This is a genomic window from Microcoleus sp. Pol1C5, from assembly GCF_036701115.1.
GTDB lineage: Bacteria > Cyanobacteriota > Cyanobacteriia > Cyanobacteriales > Microcoleaceae > Microcoleus.
On record NZ_JAUBQE010000086.1, the window covers coordinates 1 to 16,686 of the forward strand.

Annotated in this window: 12 protein-coding genes; 9 read left to right on the forward strand and 3 right to left on the reverse strand. The window is 45.4% G+C overall.

Annotation, left to right across the window (positions count from 1 at the left end):
* Positions 1-31 precede the first annotated feature (31 nt).
* The 3 genes from QUA23_RS29140 to QUA23_RS29150 all read left to right on the forward strand — a co-directional run bounded on the left by QUA23_RS29140 (position 32) and on the right by QUA23_RS29150 (position 4,386).
* Positions 32-2,074 (forward strand): FUSC family protein, encoded by a 2,043-nt coding sequence (locus QUA23_RS29140; RefSeq protein WP_445243533.1) that lies wholly within the window; start codon positions 32-34, stop codon positions 2,072-2,074.
* A gap of 273 nt (positions 2,075-2,347) precedes the next feature.
* A complete protein-coding gene (locus QUA23_RS29145) occupies positions 2,348-2,710 on the forward strand; it encodes a hypothetical protein (protein WP_333079334.1) in 363 nt (120 codons plus the stop codon).
* Between the two features lie 470 nt (positions 2,711-3,180).
* Positions 3,181-4,386 (forward strand): hypothetical protein, encoded by a 1,206-nt coding sequence (locus QUA23_RS29150; protein WP_333110649.1) that lies wholly within the window; start codon positions 3,181-3,183, stop codon positions 4,384-4,386.
* Positions 4,387-4,694: 308 nt separating this feature from the next.
* On the opposite strand, the gene QUA23_RS29155 is transcribed toward QUA23_RS29150, so the two are convergent.
* Positions 4,695-4,883, reverse strand: coding sequence for a hypothetical protein (locus QUA23_RS29155; protein WP_333079336.1), 189 nt, complete (start codon positions 4,881-4,883; stop codon positions 4,695-4,697).
* Positions 4,884-5,017: 134 nt separating this feature from the next.
* On the opposite strand from QUA23_RS29155, the gene QUA23_RS29160 reads away from it, so the two are divergent.
* The 3 genes from QUA23_RS29160 to QUA23_RS29170 all read left to right on the forward strand — a co-directional run bounded on the left by QUA23_RS29160 (position 5,018) and on the right by QUA23_RS29170 (position 11,854).
* Positions 5,018-9,685: an Hsp70 family protein gene (locus QUA23_RS29160; RefSeq protein WP_333079338.1), complete on the forward strand. Its 4,668-nt coding sequence runs from the start codon at positions 5,018-5,020 to the stop codon at positions 9,683-9,685.
* Positions 9,686-9,957: 272 nt separating this feature from the next.
* Positions 9,958-11,166 carry a hypothetical protein gene (locus QUA23_RS29165; protein WP_333079339.1) on the forward strand — a complete coding sequence of 403 codons (1,209 nt, stop codon included), beginning with the start codon at positions 9,958-9,960 and terminating at the stop codon, positions 11,164-11,166.
* A gap of 292 nt (positions 11,167-11,458) precedes the next feature.
* The gene (locus QUA23_RS29170) at positions 11,459-11,854 is read left to right on the forward strand and encodes a nuclease A inhibitor family protein (protein ID WP_333079341.1); all 396 of its coding nucleotides are present in this window, start codon (positions 11,459-11,461) and stop codon (positions 11,852-11,854) included.
* A gap of 389 nt (positions 11,855-12,243) precedes the next feature.
* On the opposite strand, the gene QUA23_RS29175 is transcribed toward QUA23_RS29170, so the two are convergent.
* Both QUA23_RS29175 and QUA23_RS29180 read right to left on the reverse strand, forming a co-directional pair.
* Positions 12,244-13,143, reverse strand: a complete 900-nt coding sequence (locus QUA23_RS29175; protein WP_333079343.1) for a DNA/RNA non-specific endonuclease — start codon at positions 13,141-13,143, stop codon at positions 12,244-12,246.
* Positions 13,088-13,330 carry a hypothetical protein gene (locus QUA23_RS29180; RefSeq protein WP_333079344.1) on the reverse strand — a complete coding sequence of 81 codons (243 nt, stop codon included), beginning with the start codon at positions 13,328-13,330 and terminating at the stop codon, positions 13,088-13,090. Before QUA23_RS29180 ends, QUA23_RS29175 begins: the two co-directional genes overlap by 56 nt.
* Before the next feature lie 113 nt (positions 13,331-13,443).
* Between QUA23_RS29180 and QUA23_RS29185 the strand changes: the two genes are divergently transcribed.
* From QUA23_RS29185 to QUA23_RS29195, 3 genes are all read left to right on the forward strand, one after another.
* Complete coding sequence (locus tag QUA23_RS29185; RefSeq protein WP_333079345.1) at positions 13,444-14,244, forward strand: ParA family protein; 801 nt, start codon at positions 13,444-13,446, stop codon at positions 14,242-14,244.
* Complete coding sequence (locus tag QUA23_RS29190) at positions 14,244-15,353, forward strand: ParB/RepB/Spo0J family partition protein (RefSeq protein ID WP_333079346.1); 1,110 nt, start codon at positions 14,244-14,246, stop codon at positions 15,351-15,353. The genes QUA23_RS29185 and QUA23_RS29190 overlap by 1 nt, the downstream gene beginning before the upstream one ends.
* A 497-nt stretch (positions 15,354-15,850) precedes the next feature.
* The gene (locus QUA23_RS29195) at positions 15,851-16,195 is read left to right on the forward strand and encodes a hypothetical protein (RefSeq protein WP_333079347.1); all 345 of its coding nucleotides are present in this window, start codon (positions 15,851-15,853) and stop codon (positions 16,193-16,195) included.
* Positions 16,196-16,686: the final 491 nt, after the last annotated feature.

Genomic DNA, 16,686 nt, shown 5'->3' on the forward strand with positions numbered 1-16,686 from the left:
ATGTTCAGTCCCGAAAAAAAGATATTTTACCATCTCTTCCTACTCTTTATTTTATTTTTCGGAGATGTCTATTCCAACAACGTTCTTGGTGATGTTCGTCGCTGGCTTAGCTGGTCTGTTTGGCACGAGCGCCGCAGCGGTTAGCCTGGTGACATCAATTATGTTTATAGTCTCGCTAGCAAAATTCGCTTCGTTCCCAGATTTTTCTACTGTTCTGCTGCAATGTGCGCTCTGCCTAGCTGGAGCTTTATGGGCGATGGTGCTATCTCTCTTCTTGTGGGTGTTGCGCCCTTATACACCTGCGACTGAGGCAGCTAGCAGTTGTTATGCGACGTTGAGCAAATTTGTGCGAATGGCGAGCGACATCCCCTCAACTCTGGAGGAGCGCCGCCAGTGGGCAGAGCAATTCTTACAAGCTCAAGACAGCGCAGTACAGAATTTGACCGCTGCTCGGAGTGTTTGGAGTGCTGTGTGGACGGGTCGAGAAAGTGCTGATTTGCGCGGCAATCAGTTACTCGTCTTAATTGAGGATGCCAACCAAATTACTAATTCTATTGTAGCACTGGTGGAACTGTTAGCGATCGCCTCCTATCGTCCCTTATTCCAGACGCTGCACAGAGAAATCCAGCAAGCGGTGGAAGCATCGGCAACAGCTCTGGAATTCTTATCTGAATCCCTCGCCAAAGAAAAGAACCTTGTTCGCTTGGGAGATCTAGATCGGGCGATCGAAGCACTAGAATACCAGTGGCAAGTCATACACTCTCAAACCCTGAATCAGGCGAGTTTGGGTCACGCAGATGACTATGCTGACTTAGTAAGTATTGGCAAGATTGTAGCTAGTCTCAAAGCGCTAGCAGAACAAATTCATACCGATGCGGAAATTGCCACAGATTTACAGCGGGGAGAAAGGCGCAGCATCGCCCAGCTAAACATTTATTCCCCGATACAGCCACAGCGTTCTTCAATCATTGACGCGCTGCGTAACAATCTTACGTTTAATTCTGTTATTTTTCGTCACGCTTTGCGGCTGGCGCTAATAGTAACTGCTGCTGAATTAATAGCCTTTCTCTTGCAAGTACCCACAGGCTATTGGATAACACTCACTGCTGCAGTTGCCCTAAAACCCAACTTTGGCGGTACTTCTCAGACAACTGTGCAGCGGGTGATTGGAACCGCATTAGGGGGGATCTTTGGCATTGCCCTGGTCATACTTATCCACAGCCCAGTGATAATATTAGTCTGTCTTCTGATACTCTTAGTCACTGCTATGTCGGTGCGGTCGCTGAGCTACGGCATCTTTATTACACTCCTCACTCCCGCAGTCATACTGCTGCTGAATGTGACGAGTAAAGGCGGCTGGGAAATAGGAGTAGCACGCATTGTCGATAGCTTAATTGGAGGAATTTTAGCATTACTCGGCAGCTATTTGTTATTCCCCAGTTGGGAGCGATCGCAACTTCCCGCGCAACTAGCAACAACTATTCGATCTAATCTCGCTTACTTTCAACACGTTGCAGCTAGCTACATCAACCCAGAACAAAACTCCTCGACTGAAACTATCAAAAACCTGCACTATCAAGCAGCATTAGAGAATGCGAATGCGAATGCTGCTGCTCAAAGGTTATTCAGCGAGCCCCGTCACGTTCGAGGAGAAGTTGAACCGATCGCGATGCTGATACTTTACATTCGTGGCTTTTTCAGCTCAGTCACAACCCTAGCAGAACACCAGCGGAAATTTAGCGGAGACTACCAATTTGCAGATTTCCAGCAATTTACCGATGCGGTTGTCCAAATTTTAGAGAATTTAGCCGACGCGCTGGAACAGGGACACCCACCTCTAGCTTTACCGAAGCTAGATATTTATATCGAAGCCATTCACAACGATATTGAACAGTTACATCTCGCTAGGATATCAGAGTTGGCTACAAATCCAATTTCTGTAACATCAACTCGGCAAGCTGTTCTAGAACAAACTCCTGTTTTCACACAACTAGATCGAATTGCCCGTGAAATGAAATGCCTGCACTGTGCGGTCGATCGCTTGCAAGCATCAGTTGATAAGAGTTCAACTTAAATATTCAAATACTTTACTAAACTTACTCATATTTTTACAGCGATATGTAGTTTAGATTGTAAGAGGATGTTTTAAAAGCCCGAGAAGGTATAATTTAGCCCTTCTGATTGGGCTTAACTAAGACGATAAATCAAGCTTTGGGTCCATGCTTAGATGCTTCTTTGCGCCAACTATGAGGTCAAACAACCGTTTGAAAACATCCTCTAAGATTAAGCTTTATGTTTGAGTTGCGCCACGATCGCATAGTAAGAAGTAGACGCACCTCCACCACCCGTGAAAAAGTACCTCAACATCTTTACCGCCATCCTCGCATCACTCAAGCCCAAATCCAAAATACCCGTAATCGACACTTATGGTGAATCTATCCTTACCCACGAACAGCAGCAAGCCCAGATGGAATCCTTGTTTGCCAGTTTGATGGGCTTTGGGTACTTTGGCAAAGCTCATCTGATTTGGGATGACGGCAAAGACAGAGAGCGAGAGATATTCACGGCATTGATGAGAAACGAACCGATATTCCTGTATCGCCAAGGAGCGCGACCTTCACCAAGGGTTGAGGGATATTGCTGGCGGCTGATTGGCGAACATCCGAGTTTGCGGGTGTATCAGTTAGAGGTGGAAGTTGAGGGAGATTGAAGCATAACTCTGAAAGTTTGCTAGATAATTGAGAGCGCTTAGCCGTTACCGAGGACGCGAACCCAGCCTTTTCAATTGCTTATTCCTTCTTTGAAAAGCTGCCAAACCTCCTAAAGCGATAAAGCTGCCCAAACAGGAAATGCTATAAAAACCGGATTTAGGTAAATGCGAGTGGAAGGTATCAGTAAAACAGTTCGGGATTGTTCCAATTCACAGAGATTGTTGAATAACTAAACAGTCCTGAAAAAAAAGGCAATTTCTGGCTGTTTGCGTAAGCCTTGTAGAGTATTTCAAGAAAATCCATGAAAAACATTGTTGATTAATAAAAATTAGAAACAACTTTTTTCCTCAAAATAGTTTTGGCTCTGCCAAGAAATGAAATCCGACTGAATAAAATATTTTGAAGGGTGATACCGCTATAATGGTGACATATAATTGTTTCGCTTTAATTTTAATTCCCAGGTCTTTTTATGCAAATTGAATTTTCAAGTATAACCTTTCCCGAGAAGGGTGATTTGGTCGGCGTGTCTGAGGACGGAGAAATACTTAATAATAGCTTCACTAATACTCTTGCGGGCCAGGACTTAACCCTTAGTAATAGTATCAACAGCACTCCCACAAGGATTAGCGGTTTCTACAACAGCGGGACGTTAAATACTGGTGATAGTAACGACTTAATCGTTGCTGCGGCAGACTACGGCGACTCAATTCCTGATACTTACGAGTACACGGTCAGCGGCATCCACAACACGGGTACGCTCAATACGGGTGAGGGAAACGACTTAATCGTTGGCCTCCGTTACAAACAAGGAAAATACAGGTCGAGCGATCGTGATAGTAATGGCATTTTCAACGAAGGAGGCACCATTGATACGGGTGGTGGTGATGACACAATCACGGGCATTGCTCAGGGTTTTTTGAGCGTAGGAATCGAGCATAACTCAAACAACCCCAACTTGCAAAGCCCGATCATCATGAAGACTGGCAGCGGTAACGACACGATCGCGGGTACTGGCGAATACATGGGCTTACGTTTTGGTTCCATCAGTGGCTCCATCATCGATACTGGGGAGGGGGATGACGCAATCACTGGCACTGGTGGGTATTCCGGCACGGTTTTATATTCCTCTTTTCTCAACACCGGCGGGGGTAACGACACAATCACTGGCATTTCAATTCAGGGTGACGCCATTGCTAATTCCTCCACCATCAATACCGGGGATGGCAACGATATAATCACTGGCACTAGCACTTACAGCATCGCCATCTCCAATACCGGCACTATAAATACTGGCGACGGCGATGATATAATTCTTGGCATTAGGACTGATTTTCGCTTTGGCGCGACTATCGCCAACCAGGGTACCATTAATACTGGTAAGGGCGCGGACTCCATTACTACTGATAGCGGCTTTTCTAGCTTTGGCAGCATATTTTTAGGAAAAGGTACAGACTATATAAGGGGTTCTGGTTATGCTACTTTGTATGCAGGGAACGACCAAGATGCGCTGGAATTAACGTCAGGTCGCTATACCGTTGAAATATTGGGAACCGTGGTGAGTTTTACGAGCAGTAACGGCACTATAAAAACTTCCGAGTTTGAAAAACTCATAGCTGGTAGCACAACCTATGACTTCAGCAGTTTAACCAACGGTCAAACAATTGTGGTCGCTTAGCAGTCTATTTGGGAGGTATGGGACAGCGACCCAGCAGAAAAGTTTTTCTGTCCTAAAAGACCCTTGATTTTTTACTGATAACGCTTTTATGCAATCTCCTGCAAGAATGGGAGTTTTGGTTGTGGGGATGGGTTGTGGTTGTTGGTTTATACTTGAGAGCCAACATACCTCCGTTCCCCTTTAGCCTTTATTAAAATCCACGTCACACTTGAAAAATTAGTCAGTTAATCCATTCTAAACCCGACCTGATGTGTAAGCGGTCAATGCTTTCAGAAAGCCCCAGCAAACTACTGAGGCACGATCGACAATTACTTCAGTTTCAAAGCCCTTGATTGCACTTTAATCAGCAACTTTTCAGCAGTTTGTTGGAGGGCGTCATCAGGGGGCATATCCTGAATGCCGAACGACCTCATTGCTGTATCTTTAAATTCTTGCACTAATAGCAGTTCATCAGGATTCAACGAGCAGAATCGGGAATCGTAACGAGGCTTAATCAATAATTATCTCAGCCTCAAAGCTCTATTTTGCCGGTAAAAATGACTATTCTGAAGTCAAAGTTATGAATTTTATGAGTTGACTTTAAAAGTTATTTATTTAATAATGACTAAAATTCTAGCATCGGATATCGTATATGGCTAACTGGAATCTAAGTATACGCCGAATATTCCAAGTCTTAAAGCGGTTTTGGAACAAGCTGTGGGGATTGAGGGAACGGTTAGCCCGGACTTGTACCACGCTACAAAAACAATTGGACGATCGAGAGCGGGTCAAAGCTTGGACGACGTATGCCAAAGCTTTGTCTCTGGCTAGCCAATGCGATGCACTCTCGGTAATTCAGATTGTGGTCAGGTTCGATCCGCTTTTTGATAACCAAGTTTTCAGATCAACCATTCCAGTGGGACGAGCACTTTCTATCCTGATAGACACAACACCTCAGACAACTCAGGGTCTTAATGCAGCATGGCGACTTTCCAAACGGTTAAATGAACAGTCATCTATTCGACAAGTACAGCAACAGATTTGCACAAAACTGGCTTTCTTGGGCGACACTAATGCGCTATTGGTCAGACTGCTAGAGCTACGAAATGAAGGGCTACTCACCTCAGCAGAACTTACGTCCATTCTTAAAATCTTTCTAAAAAAGCATTCTTTTGAGCTTCTTGATTCCTGGAGAGACTTTTTCACGCAATTTCAACCTGCTGACCTGCCTCAAATTCACCAGGTATATGCTGTTCTGCGTTATTACGAACGGGCATCAGAATTGGCAGAAGCGACTTTGGACTACCGCAGTGCAATCTGCTATCTCCAGTTTGTAACAGGTAAAAATGCTGCGCTCAGAATGCTGGCATTATCGCAGCAGTGGGGAGATACTGAGGCGAACGCCCTAGCGCACCAAAAAGTGGCTGAAATTTTCTGGGAGGAAGGTAATCATGCAGAAGCTCTATTACACTTTCAGAAAGCAGACAACTCAGAAGGCACTAGCAATTGTTACCAACAACTGGGACAGTTTGACCTTGCGATCCAACACTCTCCTGTTGTTAGTTCTGACTGGATAAGATCGATTCGAGAGGGAATAGAAAATGCAGTCCGGTTTCACTTAGAACGTCTTGAATTTTTGTCCGCTGTTCGCTTGCTAAAAGCGGTAGGAGATGCTTGGCGCAGCAAATCCCAAGATTCAACCATACAGGCTGAGGCTAACCGCACCCAACACTTGTTATCGGAAGTAGTCAGAACAGCCCGTTCCGCTTTTGAAGCTGAATTAAGGGCTTCTGAAGGTTTATCTGCAACATCAATTTTTAAACAAAGGAGCCTGTTGGAAGAAGCAGCAGGAAATTATTTGGAAGCTGGATTGCAAGCCCAAAAAGCCCAAGATTACTTTGCAGCCTCTTTATTGTTCGAGAAAGCGAGTGCGTTTGGTCAGGCTCTTTCAGCTTTGGAAGCTGCGGAGCCCGATGCTCCAAATCCTCTCAAAAAAGCACAGCTTCTGGAACAGGGAGGAGACTTTTTCATGGCAGGGCTGCTCTACGAGGGTTTAGGAGAAACGGAGCAGGCAATCGCTATGTACGAGCAGGCAACAGAGTTTTGGCGGGCAGCCCAATTGCGCCGGCAACAGCTTGGTGATGAGCAAGTGATTTTTGATGACCGCTTTCAAGAATTACTCACAAAAGCAGGGCGAGTCGAGCAACTGGCAGAACTTTGTGCAGCAAAAGCCAGCGATCCTCAACGAGCAACCGATGAAAAAGCGCGGTTATGGCGTCGGATACGAGATTTAGGAGAGCGCAATCTGGTGGAGCAGAAGTGGCTAGATATTGTGGCAATCGAGCTTCCTGGGATTGAGGTACTGGATCGCCGTAGATTTGAAGACCAGGCATTTGCCTGGGTACAAGCTGCCAGCCGAGAAGTTTTGGCAGACTATATTGATGCAATTGGGCTGGATTTGGGTACAAGCAATAGCGTAGTCTGTGTCTACAACAAGCGGAGCTGTGAGCCAGAGGTCGTAGAATGGCAGGGGCGGCGGCAAATTCCATCCGTCTTTGCGATCGACCAGCAAGGACGGGAATTAATTGGTTTATCAATCTTAGAATTACTAGGCAAGTCTCCTCGTGCCATTATTACTAAAGCTAAGCGGGAGATGGGAACCGAGCGAAAATTTAGAGCAGGAGGTCAGGATTATCGTCCAGAAGAAATAGCTGCACGCATCATTAACCATACCCGTGAGTTAGCCAGAGAGCATCTGTATAAAAAGATTGGCGAAAAAGTTTCTGTGCGAGCGATGTGTGTGATGGGTCAAGCTCCACCCTCAGATTGGGTGAAAGAGTTTCTGAGAAAGCATCCTCCGAGCATTCCATTAGCTAATGTGGCGATTACCGTCCCAGCTTACTTTAATGACGCGCAGAAACAAGCCACCCGAACGGCTGGAATCTTAGCAAATGTCAACATTATCCGGCTCATTCACGAGCCAACAGCAGCGTGTTTGGCTCAAGGAATTCGCCAAAGAGAAAATGAAACAATTCTAGTTGCTGATTTAGGAGCAGGTACGTTTGACTTATCGATTATAGAAGTAGATCAAAATGTTTTTGAAGTGCTGGCTATTGAGGGAGATAATACCCTTGGTAGTGCCGATTTAGATGAGCTATTATATGCTCATTTTATAGGCGTAATTGCAGCCGAAACTGGGCAAGAAGTTTACAGCAATAGTCAAGCCGCCACTCGTTTGCGTCAAGCTTGTGAAGAACTAAAAATAGAACTTTCTGCTTGCAATAGTTGGACAATCGACTTACCGCAACTTGTGGGCGATCGAAATGTTGAGTTGACCTTAACACGAGCCGAGCTGGAACGCCTTGCATCATCTTGGTTAGAACGGATTCAAGCAGCCTGCAAAAAAATCACTCACAAACCAGATCGCATTCTATTAATCGGCGGAGGAGCAATTATGCCTGCCGTCCATCGCTGCATTCAAAGTGTATTTAAACTGCCACCTGGTTCAGATGTCGATCCTCTAACTGCGGTGGCGCGGGGAGCCGTCCTCCAAGCTGCTATTTTGATGGATGCTTTACCCGGATGGTTATTGTTGGATGCTGTACCATTTAGTCTTGGCATCAAATGCCAAACTGAACCAGGACAATTCAAGTTTGATTCAGTCATTACTAAACACACCACTATTCCTACAGATAAAACGCAACGCTATACAACAATAGAAGATAATCAAACTCAAGTCAGAATTGAAGTTTTTCAGGGAGAATCGCCGATTCCTGAAGAAAATTTCAAGATTGGACAATTTATCCTGCAAGGCATTCCCTTGGCAGAAGCAGGTGTTCCCCAAATTGATGTCACGTTTAAAATTGATGCTAATTGCCTGCTAACTGTAACTGCCCGCGATGCTGCCACTGGAAATCAACAGAGCATTACAATCGCCGACTCTCATCTATTGACACCTGCTCAAACGGCTTCTCTTCAGGGTAGATTTCGGGATTCGCAGCTTTATCAAACAATGCTTGGACGATTAGAAAAACTTGCGGCAGAATTGACACTTATACTTCGTGAGGCAGAGCATACCGATCTTCTTGGATTGTCCACTCGTTTACAGGAACGACTTCGCTCTTATGAGCGGTACAGAGAGCAATATTTGCCAACAGATAGAGATAATGAGGTCTTTTTTGAGGTTTATCGCGGTCGCAGTGAAGCGGAGATGAAAGTAAGGCTTGCCCTAGATCAATGGGGTACTTTGAGCCGGAGTATACAAACTTGGCTAGAGAATTATAGTTCATTCAATTGGCGTTCTACAGAACTTAACAATCAAGTACAACAGTTGTTGGATGAGGGTGATCGACTATTGCTGCGAACCCGCGATGCTATGCTGAATATCACAGATATTTCTGCAACTTATCACAAATGGCTGAGTACAATTGAGAACCTCTCTATTAATCCTGAAGGAGATGCCGAAGCACTGGCCCAATACTTTATTAGCCTGAATCGTTACTCAGAAGCACTCGCCCAATTTCAGCGAATCAATGCTCCCTTATCTTTACCTCAGCTTGAATTGAAGCTAGAAATTTTAGCACGTTCCCGACAACATCAAGCTTATACAGCACTACTTCTAGACCGCGCTGAAGAATTAAAAGTTCACAGTCCCGATTTTGAAAACCTCAATCGCGCAGTTTCTATCTATGCCTCTTCAGTTGTTTGGATTCAAGTCAATTTAGGAGGACTTGTCGCAAGTGGTAGTGGTTTTGCTATTGGTTATAGTCAGGTGGCAACAAACCGTCACGTTCTCATAGATCGAGTAACAGGAAAATGTGTGGCGCCACAAGCTATTTGCGTCGTCACAAAAGAAGGTAGTTGCCAAGTTGCAGCCATTCATTTACCTACTTGGGGAGCAGATGACGTAGCAATTCTAGATTTAGTAGTATCAGAACATTCACCTATCGTGCCTTTGCGATTAGGTTTTTCGGAATTAGTTGAGGTAGGAGAACGAATTATGACGGTTGGTTTTCCATCTCCTGAAAGTGGTGGATTTGAAGAAAATTTTTATTGCAATACTGGACTGGTTAACCGAATCCGACAGAATCAATTCTGTACTGAGCGAGTGCTAGAGGTCAGCATTCAACTTCAAGGAGGAATCAGCGGTGCTCCCCTTTTAAATCGGTTAGGAGAGGTTATAGGACTTTTAACATTTTGGACAGAGCGAAGACCGGAGCCCAAGAGTGGGCAATTTTACAGTGAGCAGTCTTTCTACGCTATTCCGGTTGAGATTTTACGCCGTCTTTCTACCAGCATTCGACAACGGTTGAATAACTAAGTGTATGAGTTGCAGGTCGAAGTTGAAGGAGATTGAGGGCGATCGATAGCTTACTTGAGAACCTGCTGACAAAATTGCTGTTTTAACCTTTGTTGCCAATTATTAAATTTTATTATGAACTAAAAGCACAATGAGCTAGCTGTCTCATAAAAATAGCTTTGGCTCTGTTAAGAAATAAAACGCTTCCGAATAAAATATTGTAAATTCGCATACAAATATAAGGGATAACATCTAAAATTTTTTCATTTCTCTCTTAATTCGGAGGTCTTGCTATGGCGATCGAACTTTCAAATCTAACGTTTACAAACGGGGCTGATATTGTCCCGGCGTCTGGGGTGCAACAAATACTCAATACAGGTGTTGCTAATACTCTTGGTGGCGACGACAGTATCACGGGCGATCCTATCAACATTCTCAGCGAGGTTCTCAACGGCACCAGCGAGCATCTCCACGGCATCTACAACAGTGGCACACTTCATACCGATGATGGCAACGACATAATTGCTGGCATCGGCAGGAAATACGACCTTTTTGCGGGTACGGGCATTTACAACACAACAGGTACCATTGAAACTGGAAATGGTAACGACAGAATCACTGGCCTTAGTGCGAGTCGAGGAATCCAAAGCTTGTCTGGCACTATAAATACTGGTGATGATGACGACACAATCACAGGTGCTGCCACCAGCCTTGACGGGGGTAGCGAGGTCGGGGTCGGTATATTTACTTCCCACAGCACTCTGGATACTGGAAAGGGCAACGACGTAATCACGGGTACGGCATTGGACAGTGCTTACGCTGACGGTATCGACAACTTTCTAAGCACCTTCACTACCGGTGATGGTAACGACATAATAATTGGTAATACCAAGGGTGGTAGCGTGGGTATTAGGAACCGTGGCTCTATAGATACTGGCAATGGCAATGACAGAATCACTGGTACTAATACCGGCTCTCGGTCTTACTACTTTGGCAGCGGCATTTACAATTATGAAGAAATCACTACTGGTGAAGGCGAGGACATAATTACTGGTACTAGCGATGTCGATGGTATTGTCAATGACGGTAGCATTAATACTGGTAATGGCGCAGACTCCATTGTTGGTCGTGGAGGCTTTTTCGATGAAAATAATGGCTTGTACTATGGAGGTGGTATTAAGAATAGGGGTACCATCAATACTGGTAATGGTAACGACTCCCTTATTGCTGATGGAGGCTTTGATGGTAGCGGCAACGTGTTTTTAGGAAATGGTAAAGACTATCTCAAGGGTTTTGGTAGCGGTAATTTCGATGGTGGAAACGGTAAAGACACACTGGAATTAACGTCAGGAAGTTATACCGTTGGAATATCGGGAACAGCGGTCAACTTCACCAAAGATAGCATTATCATGAATACTTCTGGGTTTGAAGAACTCATAGCTGGCAACACAAAATATGATTTCAACCGTCTAACCAACGGTCAAACAATTGTTGTCGCCTAGCAGTTTATTTGAGAAGTAAGGACAGCTAGCTAACAGAAAAGTCTGGCTATCCTGAACAATCCCTGATTCTTTACTGATAACGCTTGTCTGCAATCTCCTGAAAGAATGGGAGCTTTGGTTGTGGTTGTGGATGTGGTGACAGATAGCGATCGATCGAGAATTAGCGAAATTCGGCGGGGCGAATCATTACCGTTCTCAACCCGCCCTTGAAGATCGGAATTTGCCAAAAAGTCCTTAGTTTCAGTCAACGCCAACTGTACAATCACAGTAAAGCTGAGAAACCACCGCCACCATGACCGACTCGATCGCCCACCAACTCCAACAAGTTTCCGAGGGTTTGCTCTTCGGAAGCGAAACCGACGCTCCTTTCGAGGTTATTCATTGGCAGGCACAGGGAGATCTCACCCAGGCAAAGCTGCTGCAACTGACGAACCATCCACCCGACGCTCCAATAGAATTGGTAAGCGTTGAGGATTTCTTTGATGTCAGCACCCAAGAAGAAGATTGGCACGATGAAGAGGAACGGGAAACGGCGAAACGCTTTCAGAACTTGGTTAACTTCCTCAAGCAGAACTTATCGCAGTTGCAGGTTTACCGAGTAGGCAGCGTTGAGATTGATGCCTACATTGTTGGGGTGACGGACGGTGGCGGATGGGCAGGGCTGTCTACGAAGTTGGTTGAGACTTGATTGCAACAGACAAGGTGAACTATGATTGTTTGTTAATCATTTAGTTACATAAAAATCATAACTAGAGTTAGGAAGAGTGGTTGTAATATGAACAAGCCCGGTAGAGTAATTAGTTGGCTCGCTTCTCTTTACTGTTTGGTTGTGATAGGAATTTTATTATTCCTTTCTTACACAGAGGGTAAACGATACCACACAGCTATTGTAGCTTCTTTTGGTATGCTGCTAATTGTTTTTCCTCCCCTCTGGTCTTGGCTCGACAGAGAATATAATTTCAGGATTAACTGGCTAATCAAATTTATTCTATTCATCTTTTGTTACGGATTCCTAATGGCGAATGTTAATGCAGTTGGTTAAAAGTCTCAAGCAAAAAACTAAGTTTTATCCCTTTTTTACTGACTATCAACTTTACTTTCAATGACTTGTTGAATTTGGGGCGACACATTAGATAAGAAATTCAGCCCCGTCTCTCGTTCAACTCTTGCCACCGAAACTCGAAAACTTTTCCATCCTTGGCCTTTGACGCTTGCATTATTGGGGATCATCACGCCGATCGTCCTGGTGTTTGCGTCAACTCCCTGCATCCCCAATCCTTGTCTATCGACAACCACGATAATTTTCCAATTCTTAGCCGGTACTGCAATTTTTTCCTTTTTGCCGATGCTGCCTTTCCTTCCCACGGGCCCCGCTACGATGTAAAGTTCCTTGCCCTGCTGCACCAAATCTCGGCAGTAATCTTCCAGATCACTCCACAAACCTCGATTTAGTTCTGGCACTTGCGGCATCATATTGGTCATCAAAAAGGTAGCGCTGTTATCGGCTTCGTTGCGGGTGCGATCGGCACTGGGTGCTATGTGTCCTCGGTCGTAGCCGCTTCCCGTGTAGTCGCTCGGTCGTACTTTGTACCAAGCATCTGGGAGGGCATCATCGGGGCGGAAGTTGTCTTGGCGATCTGCTGTTCCAATCCAAGAGCGGTTCAGTTGCCACGAAACCCAATTGGCGGTCTTAGTTTTGCTGTTGTAGGAAAGCACAAACTGTGGCCTCACCAGCAGGTAGTTATCGGTGCTGGCAACACTGGGAACTGCATTGCTGGGATTGCCCAGGAGCAAGTTGCGGTTGTTGGTGGCTGAGCTGATTGGTTCTCTGGCGCTTGGTTTGGGTTGCTGCCCCCTTGGCTTTTCGCGACCAATTTGGGGAAGCCGAGACGGTGGCGATGGCTCAGTCAAGTTGCAGCCGCTAAGAATCCCTACCAAAATCAGAGCGATCGCCCCCCGTTGCCACAATTTCCTCACTCTTAGCCGCTCCTCTTACATCTTTCATGCCAAGCTTATCAGCAACCTGCCACTTAACAGAAAGAATCCCAAAAAACTGTAGGTACTTTTCAGTGTTTTTGTGGAATGATTTATTGCGAGTCAAGTGCTGTAACAAGCGGCCTATCGTGTGACTAACTTCCCCTTCCAACCAATCGGCGATCGGCATTGACCGCTAGTCGTATCTTAAAATACGACGAGGCAAACTTTCTGTCGTATCTTAAAATACGACGAGGCGAACTTTCTGTCGTATCTTAAAATACGACTTTCCTGAGTGAAGTTATGGCAAAGCACAAAATTATTATTGGGATTTTAGCCAATGCTGGCGGTGTTGGGAAAACAACGTTAGCAGTACACCTAGCTTACGAGATATGCAAGCGGGGACTCAAAGTAGCTTTAATCGACCTCGATCCTCAACGAGCTTTAGATGTATTCTGTGGCCTACCGAGTGCAGAAGTGGAAAATACAGTTGTCCGAGTATTTGACAAAGACTTCGATGGAAATTGGCCCTTGGTTTCGGCTTGGAACCATCCCGATCTCGAAATCTGTCAAGGTCATCCCGCTACCGCACAGGTGGCAAGCGATTTGGTCATTCGGAGACGCGGCGAGTACGTGCTGGCCGACCGCTTCAAGAGCCATCCCTTGCGCCACGATGTGGTCATTTTAGACTGCCCTGCCACCATTGGAATCATTTGCGAAAATGCAGTGGCGGCCGCCACCGGCATACTAATTCCCCTTCAGTTAGAGATGAAATCTGTCTCCGGCGTAGCTGACTTGACGCAGTGGTTAATTGGAATTGCCGACGACTTAATGCTAGAACCGCGCCCTCCAGTCTTAGGCTTAGTTCCGAGCCTATACGATAACAGCCGCGCCATTCACCGCCAGTACCTCCAGCAGTTACCTGAAGTCGCCGAACAACTGCGAGTAAAACTATATCCGCAGATTCGAGATTCCTCAGAATTCAAAAATGCAAGCGCCAACGGTCTGCCCTTACAAAAGTACCGCCCAGCCCATCCCGCTTGCAAAGACTTTAAAGCGATCGCTGACGACCTCGTTACCTTAGTGAAGAAAGGAAAACTTTAATGGGTAAACTGCCTAAAATAAACGAACGCTTTGCGGGTGCTTATCAAGCGGCTGACCAGGCCCAACGGATTGCCCAATTACAAGCTGAAGTAGAGAGGCTGCGAGCTACACCATCTCCAGAGCTCGATCAACAAATGGCAGCTTTGCGAGAGCAACTGAAAGCGCAGTCGGGTGAATTAGAAGTAGCTGTAGATTTAATTGACCCCAATCACTACCAACCCCGCCAGACAATTACACCGGAAAGCATTCAAACTTTGGCTCGGAGTTTGGCTCACGACGGGCAAATTACTCCACTGATCGTCATTCCTCAAGCTGAAAGATATTTGTTGTGGGACGGACAGCGCCGTTGGGAAGCGGCTAAACAGTTGGGCTGGAAAACCATGCGGGCTGTCACTGCCCCCATGCCTCAAGATTTACATCGCAAAGCGCTGTTGACATTTATCCATCACGAAGACCTCAACCCCTTGGATAAGGCTGAGGCGATTATTCAGGAAATAGCTACCACTACCAGTCTTGAGGCTGAAGAGATTTCTACTGTACTGTCAACGGTGTTGCGGCGTTTGGAGCGTTCTTCCCAGGCTCATCAACTGAGTGCCCTCGTGACGGCTGCGACAGAGGAACAGCAGCAAGGAGTGAAATCTTTGGGAGTAAACGAAACGGAGGAAAAGTTGCTGTTAGCTTTGTTGGATTTGGCTTTAAATCCCGCTTCGGTAAAGGCTAACTTAATTCCTATGCTGTCCCTGCCAAAGGATTTGAAGGCAGCAATTCGAGAGCTAGGGTTGAAAGGAGCACACGCTTTAGCTTTGACAGTTTTATCTGCTAAGACTTTAAAGACTTCTGAGCGTCAGGCTAAGAAGGAGAGGATGGAAGCGACTAACCAAGTGATTGAGCTTGATTTGACGGTAGCGAAGACTCGCGAGTTGGTGGGACAGATTAAGGCTAAATACCTAAAATCAGTCACTTCTGAGTCGAAAGAAGTCACAACATTGGTGCGGGGGGTTAAGAAGTTATCGAAAGTAGTGATGGTTTCGACTAGCGCCGAACAACTTACGGAGTTGCGCCAAGTTTTACAACAGAAGCTTTCAGAAATTGATGAAATTTTGAGCTAAACATCATAAATTAAAACATGGCTGAGGCTTTCTGGTTGACAGAAAAATGGCGATCGCCCCCTGCTCGATTCATTCTCATATTTTATTTGAAAGGGCAATAATATTAAAGGGCGCTACCGTTTGAGAGCAGCGGGAGGCGATCGCTACTTTCAGCCTTATTTTGCTGCACCGTTGCGTCCGATGGAGCCATCATTGTGGCAGGCGACGCATCTGGTCGCGTATATGTCCTGCGACTCGAAAGGATAGAGCCATTAACATCAATTTCTTACACAATCGTCGGCAAGGCGCAATTTGCAGAGTTTCAGCAGCAAACCTATCGCTGTCCTGCCCTTTGTCTCAACCTAGCTTTACCAGTCTAATTTTGAGCAGATCTAGCAACAATTTCAATATCGCTACTAGCGTCCCCGCCGACGATGTTACCCATGAACGTATCCGAACTCATCCGAGCTACCTCGTGCCAGACTTAAGAAAAGTAAGAGGAACTGGGAGCAAGTCTAATGAGTTGTAAGAAGTGTCTGGCGATAGGTTTGCTGCTGTTAGCAACAGGTTGCGTGCCACAAAGGAACGAGCGACCCGTTTCCGAAAAAGAATTTGGTAAGGATTGGCCACTTACCGTACCCAGTGGCACCTTGGCTTGTGTTCTCTCTTATTGGCAAGATGTGCATTTCATTATATTTATTTCTCCTGATGGCAAAGAATATACCCTTGAAGGCAAGAGGGAAACAAAGGGAAAATATCTCCCTATTTATTCAATTTTGAAGCCTGCCCCCCAAAACCCACATTATAAATTTGTTAGCCACAGGGTATTATCTGAAGAAGGGTTTGAATTGTGTTTCCAATAATTTTGCATCAATAAATAAGCATAGGAGTCTTACAGCTTGGGCGTTTAAAGCCAGACTGTATAGAGCAAAAAGTGAAGAATAAAAAAAAACTTTGTTAGTTCATCGCAGACTTAAGGAACGTAAGAGGATCTGGGAGACAAATCAAATGAACTGGAAAAAATATGCGGTAGTGTGTGGACTATTGCTGCTAACGACAGGTTGCGCGACGCAAAGGAAGGAACGACCTATTTTAGAAAAAGAATTCGGTAAGGACTAGCCCCTTACTGTAAAAAGTGGCACCCTAGTTTGTAGAATTTCACCCTTGGAGCGGTGGGTTTTCTTTATTTCTCCTGATGGCAAACCACATAATCTTATCGGCAACAAAAAACTTTACCCAATTCTTCGCATTGTAAAACCTGCTATCAGAAACTCAGATTACAGCACTTTGCGTGACTAAGAGGTACAGTAACAGCAGTGAGCAAAATAATTTTTGATTTGCTTAGTTGAACATA